The organism is Criblamydia sequanensis CRIB-18 (genome assembly GCF_000750955.1).
Taxonomy (GTDB): domain Bacteria; phylum Chlamydiota; class Chlamydiia; order Chlamydiales; family Criblamydiaceae; genus Criblamydia; species Criblamydia sequanensis.
In genome coordinates this window covers 160,239-175,149 of the sequence record NZ_CCEJ010000008.1, presented here as the reverse complement: position 1 = coordinate 175,149, position 14,911 = coordinate 160,239, and the positions used below count along the sequence as shown (strand labels likewise).

Sequence of the window (14,911 nt, the reverse complement as noted above, 5' to 3'; positions counted from 1 at the left end):
ATGTACAGTCTTTTCAAGACAATACCCAAGGGATTTATATGGTAGATAGTGAAAAACCTCCTTTTGAAAAAAAGCTTCCGGAAGAACCCAAAGAAAAAGGGTTTAAAAGACCTGAGAAAATAGAAGACATCTATAAGCTTGCTTCTTCAAATGCTAGAGATACTCTTGCTTATATAGCGCTCATCATCGGCCTTCTGCTTCTCTTTTTTGATCGCCTCTTGGGGGGCTGCATTATCGGCATTATAGCCGGACTCTATTTCTCAAAAGAAATTATGGTCATCGTAAAAAATTTAGAAGACTTCATCGAAAATTTAGGCGTTGTCCGAAGCCTAATTCTTGGGGGCGCGCTTCTTGGATTATTAATTGAAGCGCCGGCCATCTTTCTTGGCGCAGCAGTTGCAATTGGCTTAAAGCAAATTATTTTCCCGGACGATAGTGAGAATGTAAAGTAATCGGTTTAAAAAGTTAGAGGGCTTTCATGGAGATTTCACGCATTCCTTTTCTAAAAGAAGAAGAATGCTTGAAAATCGAAGAGCAAATTTTTTCTCTTAAACCTTTTTGGATTAATCGTTTAAAAGAGAAAGGCTTACCCTTTTATACGCTTGGGCAAGCAAGCTACCTGGATCGACCGGAATCTAAAAATAGCGAGTACTATAGGAAAGCTCAAAAACAAAATATTTTTTTGCAAAACGAATTTAAGAGTCTTTATGATCATTTGCTAGAAGTTCTTAGAGAAGAGTTGGGAAAGCCTGCGGTGTACGAAGAAAGGTTGGCGCTTCCCGGTTTTCATATTTTTTTATACCATCAAGCTTTTACAAAGCCACTGGCTAGTAAACACTTCGATCTACAACACTACCAGCATCAATGGCCTTATAAAGAAGTGGATGACAAAAACCCAATTAGCTTCACCCTCGCTATAACTCTACCTGAAAAAGGGGGAGGGCTTAACTATTGGGACATCACTTTCGATGAAAAAGAAGACTGGAATCAAGTTTTAATCGAATCCTTAAGCTCCGACTCCCCCATGCACTTCCATCCCTACAAAAGAGGTGAAATTGCCCTTCATAAAGGCCTTTACCTCCATCAAATAGCACCGGCAAGCGAGATGAAAGAAAGTGATAAGCGAATCACACTTCAAGGCCATGCTCTTTTTTGCGATGGCAAATGGCGTGTTTATTGGTGATTCAATCGATTGACCCTGATTGACCGGGTTAAATCGTTTGTTTCCAAAAAGCCGGCACAAGGACTGCAAGGAAGGCTAAAAACTCAAGCCTTCCCATTATCATTAAAAGAGAAGAGAGCGCTAAAGCAAAATCAGACATAAAAGCAAAAGATTCCAAAGGCCCGGCTGCCCTAAATGCCAGACCTATATTGTTAATCATGCAAGCCACGCATGAAAATGCGGTTTCAGGGTCTAATCCATCAAAGGTTAGTAAAAGAGTTCCAAGGCTTGCAAAAGAAACCACGACTAAAAAGAAAGTTAAGACACGAACTAGCGCCGCATCGACAACAGGGGTCTCCCCGATTCGAAAAATACGGACCGCTTCCGGTCTAAATAAAGATTCTACTTTATACTGAGCAGCTCTAAAGAGCATATCCAATCGAACAATCTTTATACCACCCGCGGTAGACCCGGCCATTCCCCCAAAGTACATAACAATAATCATAATCACCTGAACCGAATAGGGCCAAAGATTAAAGTTGGCAGTTGAAAAACCTGTCGTTGTCTGAGCTGAAATAATTTGGAAAGCCGAGTCCCGCAAGGCATCGGACAATCCATAGAAGCCTTCGATGCTGCCGTTCAATAAGGCCTTTGGCGTGCCGACTAAAAACCAAGTTCCAAGACCTATCGAGACAACGTATAGAGCCGCATAAATTAAAAGCTCCCGATCAAAAAGCCTAAAAAATTTGCCTTTAAGCGCATAGAAATAGATTGAAAAATTAACACTGCCAATAAACATAAATAGAATGACTATCCAGTTAATTACATGGTTATTGTAAGAGCTGATACTCTCATTTCTAACACTAAATCCGCCCGTTGAAAGGGTAGAAAAAGCTGTGTTCACAGCATCAAAAAGAGGCATTTTGTTATAGACTAATAAAAAAATTTCAAGAAGCGTAAAGCCTGTATAAATTTTCCATAAGTTTAAAGCAGTTTCTTTAATCCGAGGGGTCAATGAATCTTTTACAGGCCCAGGCATTTCAGCATGGATAAGCTGTCTTCCACCAAAGCCAAGGGCTGGCAAAACCGCAACAAACAAGACAATTATTCCCATGCCCCCAAGCCATTGGGTGAAGCTTCTCCAAAAAAGGATGGCTTTACTCACAGCTTCAACTCCTGTGAATAGGACTGCCCCGGTTTCCTTCTCAATAACCGGATCAATAGTGCCATAAAAACGGTAAGTCGTATCGTGAACCCCTTTTACCGTGTACTCAATAAGCTCTTCCTGGCCGGTTGCTAAATTAATTTTTTTTGGAAAAAAAGTGGTGGCGCCTGTCGTTGTAAAGCCTGAGACGCTTTCAAAGTAAGCTTGAAGGGGGTCTCTAAGAGTCCCGCTTAAAAGATAAGGAAGGCTTGCGGCAGCGGGTATTAATACCCAGACCGCAACCACCGTGAAAATGGCTTCCCTTCGGTAGAGATTCCCTTCAGACTTTCTTCCTATAAAATAAAATATATAACCAATAGCGAGACAAACCGCAAGCGAGCCAAGAAAAGCGAAGGTTGCGTGAGGCTGCGGGTGGCTTTTCGCTTCTGCATAAAATTGATAGTAAATGGAAAGCAAAAGGGGAAAAATAAGTGAAATGGCAAAAAAGAAAAATATAATGCCGACTATTTTAAAAATATCTTTATAATACATAACAATAAGATCTTTTAAAAAATTTTTTCAATTTCCCCAATGTGCTTTGGACTTGTTATCACAATGACCGTATCTCCGGCCGAGATAATCCTGTTTCCGTTAGCTATCATAATTCTCCCTCTATTTTGAATCATAGCAATCAAAAAGTCCGAGGGCAATAAAGGTCCAAGCTCTGATAGAGGGATGCCGACAATTGGCGAATCAATCGACACGTTGACTTCCATAATTTCCGCTTGATTTTCATATAAAGAAACAAGGGATCTTACCGTGCCTGATAAGATTTTAGAAAGAATGTGGTTTGAAGCCGATATTTTGGGCGAGACGATGTGATTGATGCCAAGTTCGGAGGCCAATGCGCTATAACTTGTATTGGCAAACAAGGCTATGACATTATTGCATCCAATCTCTTTTGCAAGAAGGCTTACCATCAAATTAATTTCATCACTATGAGTCAAGCTTGCAAAAACATCTTGGCTCCCAATTTTTTCAGCCTTTAAAAAACTAATATCTGTGGCATCATGATGGATAATGGCCGCATCGGGAAGTAAATTTGCCGCCTTTTCACACTTTTCTTTGGATTTATCGATAATCAAGACATCAATGTTTTGTTCCTGAAGAAGCTTGCCAAGATAGATTGCAGATTCTGAAGCCCCGGCGATGGCAATGGATTGAATGGATTTTGAAGATATCCCGAAAAAATGATGAATTTCCGAGATAGCGCCCCTTTCGCCAATGAGAGTCACCTCGTCACCCGGCAAAATAAAATCGCTTCCGTGGGGGAAAATAACTTTTTTGGACCCGACTGATAAACCGCTTTGCCTCTCTTTAACTTCTCTTTCGATCAATCCAACAATAACGTTTTCAGGAAGCCTAAGCTCGCTTAAGGGTATATTTTGTTTTTTAAATTTATCCGGGACAACAAGAGTTCTTAATTGAACGGCGCCATGGGCAAAATTTTCTACTAAAACAGAACCCGGCGTCATTAAATATTTTAATATATCCTGAGCTACCAAAAGTTCGCCGCAAATAAAATAATCAACTTCAAAAATACGGCCAAAATCAAGACGGGTTCGGTTCAAAAACCTGGCATCTTTAACCCTTGCAATGGTTCTTGGGTAACCGAGTTGTTTTGCAATAGCTGAGGAAACAAGATTCACTTCATCTTTATCTGTAACGGCAATAAAAAGACTTGGATCCAATTCAAAAAGTTCTTCGAGTAATTGCCAATCTGTTGCTGATCCATGCCTTACGGAAATATCGGATTGTTCCTGTACAGCTTCTGATCGGGCAAGGTCATTTTCGATCAAAATAACATTATGCTCTTCTTTAGAAAGAATATTTGCAATGTAGCTTCCAAGCTCTCCTGCACCCGCAATAACAATGTTCATTTAATTAACCTTTAGACATTACGCAAGAGAAAAGTCCTTAAAAATTACCTATCGCCCTTTAAAATAATCAGGTTTGTAATCAAAAGCTATAATTTTTTTTGCAAAAATAGCACACCTTGCGGATATTAACAATTTCTTATATGATTTTAGTTTCTGATTAATAGTTACTAAGAAATTTGATCATGATAAAAGCTAATAATAAATCTTATTTATACTTACTTATCTCTTTTTTCTTTCTTATGTTTGCCTCCAGGGTAAAAGCAAGTGAGGGAAATCAAGAATTTGTCGGTAGCATTAATCTTATCACAGGCGACTATCTTGAAGCTGAAGCCGATATTTCTCTTAAAGGGCCTTTTCCTTTAGAGCTAAAAAGATTTTTTTTAAATGATTTAAAGGAGACCGCTTCGACCTCTTGGCGCTTCAACCACCCTAACCTTTTTAATGAAGACTCTCTAAACCCGGCAACTGAATCGGGGCCTTTTAAATATGAATTCGAAGAGACAAATAAATTAAAAAAAATCAGCTCTTTTTCAAAAGACTCCTGCTTTAATGAAATAAAATTTCACTATGAGAACGAAGATTGCCTCATAGCCACAGACACTATAGGAAGAATTGTCACCTATCATTTTATTAAAGGCGAGAACGCAAGAACAAGCGATAGCCGGCTCATAAGTAAAGTGGTTTATCCTGACGGTACTTGGATCAAATATCAATATCGAAAGCACCCCAATGAAAGAAAAAATTTGATCACCCGGAAAGAATTTTCCGATGGTCGCTTCATTGAAACAGAATACTATGATGAAAAATACAATACCGTCGGAGAAGATACTGTCTATATCAGTAATCTCGCACGTGATTTTCGAATCGGCCGCGTGAAGCTTCAAAAAGGCCCTGTTGGCACAAATGGAAAAACCGCCATTCTCTCCCGTTTTATATACGAAGAAGACAAAACGATTGTTTATGACGCCATGAATCAAAAAACCGTTTATAGCTATAACTCACATGGCAACATAACAAAAATTGAATCTTTCGGAAGTAAGAAAGAAGAAGTAAACCCTTTAAAACGAAAAATTTTTAATTGGGTCTACGACGATAAGGGAAATGCCAGGCTTGGGAGTTTAATCACAGAAAATGAAAGTGATAGGGTTGTAGACGCTAAAATTTTTAAGCATGACGCTTTTGGCAATGTAATTGAAGAAATAGCTTATGGCAATTTTTCCGGAAAAGTGTCCCTTCCAATTAAGCTTGAAAATGGCATGCCAATTGAAAATGGCATCGAAAAACGCATTAAAAAATGGCGTTATCTAAAGTCAAACGGGAGCGAGCCTCCCCTTCTTGCAGAGGAGATAGATGTCAACGGCATTTCAAAGAAATATTTTTATGATCCAACCCAAAAGTCGTTGATAGCCACTTTTCTTGAAAAAGAAAACGAAGTGCTCATAAGGCAATTCTATAAATATGACGAAGAAGGCCTTCTTATTGAAACTATAACCGATGATGGCAAAAGCGAAAGCTCCTCTGACCTTACAGGCGCAACTGAAAGGCATCTTGTTAAAATAACACCTAAAAAAAGCCATCCCTCTAAAGGGATGCCTGAAGAAATACAAGAATTCGGATTTGATTTTTCAAAAGGGCAGGAAGTTTTCATAAAGAAGACATGCTGCCGATACTCAGAATCCTCTGAATTAGTCTGGCAAGGTGTTTTTAACGACAAAAGCGAGCTTCTTTTGGAATCTTATAAGGAATATGATGCCAATGGAAAGCTTCAAAAAGTCAAACAGCCTGACGGCAAAGAACTTGTCTATGTTTATGATGATTCCGGAAGGCTTCTTTCTGAAACCACAGCAGAGTTGAGCGAGTTTAAAGCTGAGGTAAAAAACCACTACGATGCTGCCGGCAAACTTATTTTATCCTATGAAGTGGATGAAACAGGCGATGTTGTGTCAACCTCTTTTAATTACGATTCATTAGGCCGTAAAATCGAAAGCATCGACACTTACGGGAACAAGACATCTTACTCCTATAACAACCTTGGCTACCTGCAAGAAATTAAACACCCTCCTGTGCCTAATGAAAAAGGAGAGTTGGAGGAGCCGAAAGTTATCCATCACTATGATTGCCTTGGAAATATACTACTGACGATCGATCCGAAAGGCTTTGAAACAAGGACCCGCTATAACTCCTTAAATAAGCCGGTTGAAATTGTTCACCCGGACGGTACAAGAGAATATTTTAGCTATAACCTTGAGGGCCATCTTGTTTCTCAAACAGATAAAACAGGCATCAAAATCTTCACGGAAAGAGATTATTTCGGGAGGCCTACAAGAACTTACTCCGAGACAAGGGCGGGGGTCATTTTTAATGAAAAGCATCATTTTTATAATAGTTTTCATCTTTTAAAAGAAGAAAGTGAAGAGGGAACCAAAGAATATTTTTACGACTTTGCAGGAAGGTTATCGCAAGAGAAAAAAACTCTAAAAAGCGGTGAAATTCTAACCAAAGACTATGTCTATAACCCGCTTGGTAAAATTGTAGAACTTTTAGAGCAATCCAGTGCCGATGAATCTCTTTTTTTAAAAACCTGCTTTGAAAGAGATTTATTTGGAAATGTAACTAAAAAAACCTTTCTTAATCGCTTTTCGGAAGTCATTAAAGAGGAGATCGAAAAAAAACCTGTCAAAAATCAAACCTCTAAGCTTTCTGCAAGAAATCTGCAAGGCCAAAAAACCGGTAAAGAAACTTTTGTCGATGCAACAGGTTCGATCATTTCAAAATCTTTTGATGCCATAGGGAGACTCGAAGAAATTGTAAAAAGAAATTTTGAAGGCAAGGAGATTGAAAAAATCATTTATCGGTACGATCTTTCCGGTAATAAAGTTTTAGAAGAACATGCTTTTTTAGAGTCCGCCAAAAAATTTGTCATACAATTCGAATATGGGCCTTGCAACCGTTTAGAATCTTTAAAAGAGGGAAGTTATGAAAAATACCGCAAAACTTCCTATATCTATAACTCGGAAGGTTTGCTGGAAACTCTCGTTAAACCTGACGGTGTGACGCTGCATTACAGCTACGATGATAAAAATAACCTATGCGAGTTATCTTCATCTGATGGAACCGTTTTGCAGTCTTATCTTTATGATGACGAAAACAAGCTTTACAAAGCGGAAGATCAATCCACCTCTTGCGGTTTTTTAAGAACTTATAATGAAAAGGGAGAGCTTTTAAGAGAAGACTTCTCAACCGGTTTATTCATCAGCCATCAGTATGATTTGGCACGTCGAAAAAAGAAAACGAGCTTCTTTGACGGCACATCTGTCCGATATGACTACGAAAACATTTTTTTAAAAAAGGTAACGCGTCTTGGCAAAAAAGAAGAAGAACAATACATTCATATCTATAACGAGCGATCAAAAGAGGGTTTAATCACGGAAGAAACTTTGCCAAATGGACTTGGCAAACAGGCTTTCGATTATAATGAAAAAGGTCAGCTTTCTAAAATCTCCTCTCCTTTTTTCTCCCAAGAATATAACTATGAAGCCGACTGTCCAACTAGGAAAACAAAAGATTCCTTTGGAGAAACCTACTCCAACTATCAATATGATGCTGAAAAACGCCTGCTATCCCATGAGTGTAAAGAAAAAAAAGAGACCTACAGCTATGACCTTTTTGGCAATTTAATCAAATCAAATGACGCCGAATTTTTGATCAATGAGCTCAATGAACTCTATTCGGATGGAGAGAATCGCTATGAGTATGACCTCAATGGCAATCTCATAAAAATTTCAAATAAAAATGAAGTAAAGCAATTAACCTATGATGCGCTTGACAGGTTAACAAGTATTACACTAAATGAAACAAAAAAATTAAGTTATAGCTACGACCCTTTAAGCCGCCGTTTAAAGACGACCACTTATATTTTTGATGGTTCTTCATGGAACAAAGTAGACACTAAGCTTTACTATTATGACAGCTCGCAAGATATCGGTTTTTGCAACGAGAAAAAAGAAATTAAAGAGCTTTGCATCTTAGGTTTGAACTTCAATCAGGAACAAACCCCTATCGCCATTGAAATCAACGGACAGCCCTTTTTAGCTCTATATGACGAGGTTCTTTCTCTTAGGAATTTAGTCTCCCTCAAAGATAAAACACATACCCAATCTTATAGATACTCCTCCTTTGGCGAACGCATCGTTTATAATGAAGATGGCGTTGAGGATGAACCCCTTACCACCATCGGGTTTCAAGGAAAGCGTCATGATAGCGAATCCGGCTTTATTTTTTATGGCAGACGCTATTACTACCCCAAGATAAAACGTTGGATACACTTAGACCCATCGGGGTTTCAAGATGGATCGAACCGCTACCTTTTTGTTAAAAACGACCCTATAAGGAATAGAGACCATCAAGGCTTATATTCATGGGGTGAATTCTTTAGCGATATTTTCACAGGGATTGCCAACCTATTTACCAAGCTTTTTAGCATAGGGAAAAATATAGCCGAAACCATTCAGACGGAAACCGCTTATTTGCAGCACATGCAGCCTAGTATCACAAACGCTTGTGAACAATTTTTAGGCAAAGGGTTTCTATCGCTTTCAGGCTTCTATGAGCATCCTCCCGAGCTTGGCTCTTTTGGGCATAAAGAAGCTTCAGACAAAGTAAGAATCACTCTTTTAAATGGGATATCGAACATAAGATCCTATTTTAAAGAATCCTTAGAGTTAATCAGCAGCGCCCATGGCGGAACCAATGTCCATTACATCTTCCGGCCGACAGAAGGTTGGTGCTGGGATATGATGAAGGCTCTTTTAATCAAATTCGGATACGTTTCTCCTTACGCAAGAGCTCTTGCTAATACTTGGAAAGAGTTGATTCAGGAGATGGGCGGGGTTGAAAACGGCGGTCTTATTATCCATTATTGCCATAGTTTAGGGGGCGCAGACACAGCCACAGCCGCAAGCCTGCTTACGCCTGAAGAGAAAAAAATGGTAAGGGTTATTTCCTTTGGATCTGCCACAAGAATCTCAGACACCCTTGGATTTGAGAGTGCGACAAACTATATGAGCGTTAGGGACGGGGTCGCTTTTTTTGACCCGATCGGCTGGTTCACAGGGTTTGTCTCACAAGATAAAGATGTTGTTTTTATCGGCTCTTTTTTAGGGATTCCTTTAATTGATCACTCCTTCGGCTCTCCAACCTATCAAAGCGTCATGATCAATTTAGGGGCGGTCTTCATGAAAATGTATGCCTACTCCGGATGACAGCAGCTAACTTATGCAAAAACCCTTAATCAAACTAAGGATTTTGTTGAAAATAAATAAAAAAAAAGCGATCATCAATGATCTTTCACGCACCGGTAGCTCAATTGGATAGAGTACCCGGCTACGAACCGGGCGGTTAGAGGTTCAAATCCTCTCCGGTGCAATGTTTATAGAAACTTTTCCCTCAGGACCCTTTGAAACCAACGCTTATGTTGTAGGCTGTCCGAAAACAAAAGAAGCGGTTATAATAGACCCTGCTCCCGGTTCTGAAAAATCTATTTCCCATTACTTAAAGCAAAACTCCCTAATTCCCAAAGAGATATGGCTCACCCATACCCATTGGGACCATATCGGAGACGTCAAAAAGCTTAAAGCCCTTTATGGGTTGCCTGTTAGAGTCCATAAGCAAGATGCCCCTAACTTAAGAAAACCGGGTGCGGACGGCCTCCCTTTATTTTTTGCAATCGAAGGGGTGGAACCTGATTTTTTTCTTGAAGAAGGCGAAATCCTAACACTCGGCGACATGAAGTGGGAAGTGATCCACACCCCGGGCCATTCCCCCGGCAGCGTTTGTTTTTACTCTAAAGAATCCAAAACGCTCCTTAGCGGAGATACCCTTTTTAAAGGCAGCATCGGCAATCTTTCTTTCCCGACGTCGGATGCCCCCTCTATGTGGAACTCTTTAAAAAAACTGGAAAATCTTCCCAAGGACACAAGATTTTTTCCGGGCCACGGAGAACCTTCAACCATCGAGAGGGAATCCTGGCTAAAAGACGCCCCTCAAATCTTTGGAAACCATTAAACAAAACGGTCGTTCGTCCCTTGCGATTTTTAACTCTTTTCGCTACTCTTTGAACCTAAACATACAAAAAATTTTTAAAGGAGATTCCTCATGTCACTTGTCGGAAAAGCCGCCCCAAAATTCAAAGCGAAAGCTGTCATAGATCATAGAATCGTAGAAGATTTTTCCTTAGAGGATTATAAAGGAAAATACATTGTCTTTTTCTTTTACCCTTTAGATTTCACTTTTGTTTGTCCAACTGAACTCCATGCTTTTCAAGAAGCTGCAAGCGAGTTTGAATCTAGAAATTGTCAAATAATAGCTTGTTCTGTAGACAGCGTCTATTCGCATCATGCTTGGCTTTCTACCCCTAAACAAAAAGGCGGAATCCAAGGGGTTGAATACCCTATAGTTTCAGATATCAGTAAATCCATTTCAAGAGATTGGGAAGTTTTAATGCCGGAAGAAGGCATCACTTATCGAGGCCTTTTTCTTATCGATCGCGAAGGGATAGTAAGACATCAAGTCATTAATGACCTTCCCCTTGGCAGATCTGTAAGTGAAACTCTAAGGATGTTGGACGCTTTAAGACATGTTGAAAAACATGGTGAAGTGTGTCCTGCTAACTGGAATCCGGGATGTGCCAGCATGAAGGCTAGCAAAGAAGGCCTTGAAACCTATTACTGCACCCCTGTCTAGTAGGAAAATTCTTAACCTCTAGTAGGCTTCTTTCATCAGAAGCCTGCTAATTATTTCGAAAGTAATAGGTGAGATAATCATAAAGATCCGATTCGCTGGTAATCATTAAAGAATGGTAAAGAAAACAAAGCTTTGATGCGGCATCCAGCACCCCGACATCTCCCACTCCCGGCAGACAAAAAGCTGTAATTTTTTCAAATTCCTTTTGATTTTCAAGCAGCTTCAGGCCGTAAAAATAATCCTGCAAGCTAAAGCCTTCCTCTTTGACCCTAAAAAATATTAGCTCGTGTTTATAAAGAAGGGCTTGCACAGCAAAATAAAGCCCGATGCTATCCTTGGGAGGGTTTCCTAAAAGTTTCGCAAGGTCATGCAAGCTTTTTAAATAGTAAGCGGTTTTGAAATCACCTTTTTCAGCTTCGCCAAATAAAGCAATCGGTTGAACGGTCATATAAAAACCTTCCTCATCTAATTGAATATTAATTAGATGCAAAACAATCCTAATCTTATTATAACAATAACCTTATTAAATGAAAATTTTACATAAAAAAAAGACAAGTTTTTGAAAAAAACACAAAAACTTGTCTTAGTCCGTTTTAAATTAAGAAACTGCAGGCGCTTCTTCGTTTATTAAGCAAAAGCCCTTAACAAATTCTTCCATATCTTTTTTCAGCTGATCGGCAAGCTCTTTTGTCGTGTAGGTATAAACTTGAACGGTGCCCTTTTCACCTGAATAAACAAGGCCTAGATAAACAATTTTAGCATTGATGGGCTCAAAGGTACCTTCCCATTCTATAAATAAGACATCATTTCCATTAATGTTTTTCATTTCCTGCTTGACGATAGCCGCATCTTTCATACCGGCTTTCTCAGCGTTGAATTTAATCACTTCCGGCATATGCTGCAATTGAACCGGAGTCGTTTCCGGAATGATTAAACCAAAAGCATCTTTGCCCTTTAGTTTTAAAAGGAATTCGGCGTTTGGATTAATTTTATTTTCAAGGATTTCCCACTTATCCTTATTGTAGCTTAAGCAGTATTTGACGTTTTTCCCCTTAAGCACATCTTTTGAGCCTGCTTCATCTTTTGAGAGGTCTTCTTGGAAGACTTCTTTTTTGGGAGCCGGAACAACCTCATTAACTGCAGGCAAAGGCTCAACCGGGATCACTTTTTCATCTGAGGGCTGAACTTTGGTTTCAACTTTTAAAGTTTGCACCTCATCTCCGCTTACCTTAAAGGAAAGGGTAAGCACGAAAAGAAAAACGAAAGCCACTATAAATTTCTTTATCTTCATATGACCACCTTTGGTTTTCGGTAAATCATCTTCTTTATAAGCAAAATTTATGCCATGACTAAATTTTTCTAGTAACGGTTTCCATCCGAGTAAATGGCGCTCTCTCCAAGTTCAGCTTCAATTTCAAGTAAACGGTTATACTTCGAGATTCTTTCTCCGCGAGAAAGAGACCCGGTTTTAATCTGTCTTGTTCCTAAGCCGACGGCTAAATCCGAGATAAAAGTATCGTCTGTTTCCCCTGACCTATGAGAAACAATGGCTCCATAACCATTTTGAAAGGCAAGTTCAATAGCCTCCATTGTTTCTGTCAAAGTACCAATCTGATTCACTTTAATTAAAATGGCATTGGCAGCCATAAGTTCGATCCCTTTTTTTAAAAAGGCTGTGTTTGTGACAAAAAGATCATCACCGACAATCTGGATTTTACTCCCGAGCCTTTTATTTAAAAGGGTCCAGCCTTCCCAATCTTCCTCTGCAAGGCCATCTTCAATGGAATCGATAGGGTATCTATCAACAAGAGATTCCAAATAGCTTACCTGTTCTTCGGCAGTTCTTTGGATAAAGGTTTGATTTTGGTTTTTCTTTTTTTTCTCAAGATACTTTTTAGTTTTTGCATCGTAAAATTCTGAAGCGGCGCAATCTAAAGCAAGCGTCACTTGGGTTTTCGGCTGATAGCCTGCCTTTTTAATTGCTTCTAAAATAAGCTCTAAAGCCTCTTCATTTGATTTTAAATTGGGAGCAAAGCCTCCCTCATCCCCGACCGATGTAATCTCTTTTCTCTCTTTAAGAATCATTTTTAAAGCATGAAAAATCTCGCTTCCCATGCGAATCGCTTCGCTAAAAGTGGCTGCCCCTATAGGGCGTATCATGAATTCTTGAAAATCTAGAGAATTATCCGCATGCGCGCCGCCATTTATAATATTCATCATGGGGCATGGAAGATAACGCGCTCTTAATCCTCCAAGGTAACTATATAAGGGCCTCCCGGAAGCTTTAGCTGCAGCTCTTGCAACACTTAGGGAAACCCCCAAAATGGCATTAGCTCCAAAACGCTCTTTATTTTCAGTGCCATCTTCTTGGATCATCATTCTATCTATCTTCTCTTGCGAAAAAAGCGATTCTCCATTTAATAACTCGGATAGCGGGCCATTAACAATCTTAACGGCTTCTTGAACCCCTTTTCCTAAGTAACGGGTTCCGCCGTCTCTTTTTTCTATGGCTTCATGAGACCCTGTAGATGCACCTGACGGAACAGAAGCTTCTGAAATGTTTCCATTACTTGACTTAAGAATAACTTTTAAGGTTGGATTCCCCCTGGAATCCAGTATCTCGAGCGCCCGTATCGATTCTATATATTCCATATTCTCTTTGGTAAACCTTTATCAAGTTATTAAAAAACTTTACATGTTCATTATGTATTATAATTAATTTTTAAAAATATTTATGTAAATTTATTACAATAAATTAATACATTGACTATAAGAGAGTTATATCCTACTTAAGTTTACCGTCTCTCGTGTTTTTCATCGCAAGACTGAATAAGAGACACATAGGAATCATAGCGAATCGGAGACACTTTCCCTTCTTCTAGAGCTTGAATAACCGCGCAATTAGCTTCATGGGTGTGGGTGCAATCAGGGAATTTGCAAAGATGAGCGAGTTCTTGAATTTCATTAAAATAAGCTTGTATCTCATGACTTTTTAAAGACCAAAGGCCAAAACTTTTAATTCCTGGAGTATCTATAACAAAACCTCCTTCTTCCAAAGGAAGAAGGGTCGCTTGGGTTGTAGTATGCCCGCCTTTTTTAGTCTTCAAAACAGGTTCTCCGACAGGTAAAAAAAGCCCTGTCACCTGATTGATCAAGGAGGACTTCCCAACCCCGGATTGTCCTGAAAAAACAGAGGTTTTGTCCTTCATTACCTTTTTTAAAAGAGAAAGCCCCTCTTGCGTGGCAGCGCTAACAGCGATAAGGGGGATTTTAGCTTTCTCATAAGCTTCCTTAAGAAGCTCAAAAAATTCTTTTTCCCCCTCGTTTTCTTCTTTTTCCAGGAGATCAATTTTGTTTACGACAATAATCGGTTTCATGCCGCCTTTTTCAGAAGCAATGATATAGCGGTCAATGATGGCGGATTTTAAAGGCGGAAGCACGACTGAAACTGTAATTAAGACCTGGTCCACGTTTGATGCAATAATTTGCTCTTTTCTTCTTGAAAGGTTATCTGCCCTTGAAAGAATGGTTTTTCTAGGCTCAATCGAAAGGATGCTTCCTTCATCAGGAGAACTAAGCTCGAATCGAACTAAATCACCGACTGCCACTAAATTTTTAAGCGGTTCGTTATCTTTTTTTAAGCTTCCTCGAAGCTTGCAGCGAAAAAGCTTACCTTCAACATCTACGTCAACCTCTTGAGAGCGAATCGAGAGTACCCGGCCTAAGTGAAATTCTTCCAGAGATTTCATCCTGGCCTCTTGACCTCTCTCTTTACTTTTTTTAAGCTGATCTTGATCGGTTTTTTTAAACTTTGAACGATCTTTCAAAGACATTCTTTTCTTCTCTTGACGCTCTTTTTTTGGCTCTTTGCCAAAATAAAGCTCCTCAGGATCGATCTCATCCATAGGTTTACGCTCTTTCATA

The 14,911-nt window shown here is 39.4% G+C and carries 11 protein-coding genes and 1 tRNA gene; 6 read left to right on the top strand and 6 right to left on the bottom strand.

The window, feature by feature from the left end:
- The first annotated feature begins 38 nt into the window (after window positions 1–38).
- A complete protein-coding gene (locus tag CSEC_RS08725) occupies window positions 39–452 on the top strand; it encodes a hypothetical protein (RefSeq protein ID WP_041018054.1) in 414 nt (137 codons plus the stop codon).
- Window positions 453–478: 26 nt separating this feature from the next.
- Complete coding sequence (locus tag CSEC_RS08720) at window positions 479–1,183, top strand: hypothetical protein (protein ID WP_053331941.1); 705 nt, start codon at window positions 479–481, stop codon at window positions 1,181–1,183.
- 28 nt (window positions 1,184–1,211) lie between these two features.
- Here CSEC_RS08720 and CSEC_RS08715 read toward each other — a convergent pair whose 3' ends face one another.
- Both CSEC_RS08715 and trkA read right to left on the bottom strand, forming a co-directional pair.
- Window positions 1,212–2,858 carry a TrkH family potassium uptake protein gene (locus CSEC_RS08715; protein WP_041018053.1) on the bottom strand — a complete coding sequence of 549 codons (1,647 nt, stop codon included), beginning with the start codon at window positions 2,856–2,858 and terminating at the stop codon, window positions 1,212–1,214.
- Between the two features lie 14 nt (window positions 2,859–2,872).
- A complete protein-coding gene (gene trkA / locus CSEC_RS08710) occupies window positions 2,873–4,246 on the bottom strand; it encodes a Trk system potassium transporter TrkA (RefSeq protein ID WP_041018052.1) in 1,374 nt (457 codons plus the stop codon).
- A gap of 182 nt (window positions 4,247–4,428) precedes the next feature.
- Between trkA and CSEC_RS08705 the strand changes: the two genes are divergently transcribed.
- From CSEC_RS08705 to CSEC_RS08690, 4 genes are all read left to right on the top strand, one after another.
- Entirely contained in the window at window positions 4,429–9,507 is a 5,079-nt protein-coding gene (locus CSEC_RS08705) for an RHS repeat-associated core domain-containing protein (RefSeq protein WP_041018051.1), read from the top strand.
- An 89-nt stretch (window positions 9,508–9,596) separates the two neighbouring features.
- Window positions 9,597–9,670, top strand: a tRNA-Arg gene (locus CSEC_RS08700).
- Window positions 9,671–10,309: an MBL fold metallo-hydrolase gene (locus CSEC_RS08695; RefSeq protein WP_041018172.1), complete on the top strand. Its 639-nt coding sequence runs from the start codon at window positions 9,671–9,673 to the stop codon at window positions 10,307–10,309.
- 90 nt (window positions 10,310–10,399) lie between these two features.
- Window positions 10,400–10,987, top strand: coding sequence for a peroxiredoxin (locus CSEC_RS08690; protein ID WP_041018050.1), 588 nt, complete (start codon window positions 10,400–10,402; stop codon window positions 10,985–10,987).
- 46 nt (window positions 10,988–11,033) lie between these two features.
- Here the strand turns inward: CSEC_RS08690 and CSEC_RS08685 are convergent, their stop codons facing one another.
- The 4 genes from CSEC_RS08685 to rsgA all read right to left on the bottom strand — a co-directional run bounded on the left by CSEC_RS08685 (window position 11,034) and on the right by rsgA (window position 14,910).
- A complete protein-coding gene (locus tag CSEC_RS08685; protein ID WP_041018171.1) occupies window positions 11,034–11,435 on the bottom strand; it encodes a hypothetical protein in 402 nt (133 codons plus the stop codon).
- 150 nt (window positions 11,436–11,585) lie between these two features.
- Window positions 11,586–12,278, bottom strand: coding sequence for a hypothetical protein (locus CSEC_RS08680; protein WP_041018049.1), 693 nt, complete (start codon window positions 12,276–12,278; stop codon window positions 11,586–11,588).
- A 68-nt stretch (window positions 12,279–12,346) separates the two neighbouring features.
- A complete protein-coding gene (gene eno / locus CSEC_RS08675; protein WP_041018048.1) occupies window positions 12,347–13,639 on the bottom strand; it encodes a phosphopyruvate hydratase in 1,293 nt (430 codons plus the stop codon).
- A gap of 143 nt (window positions 13,640–13,782) precedes the next feature.
- On the bottom strand, window positions 13,783–14,910 hold the full coding sequence (gene rsgA, locus CSEC_RS08670; protein WP_053331940.1) for a ribosome small subunit-dependent GTPase A: 1,128 nt from the start codon (window positions 14,908–14,910) through the stop codon (window positions 13,783–13,785).
- Window position 14,911: the final 1 nt, after the last annotated feature.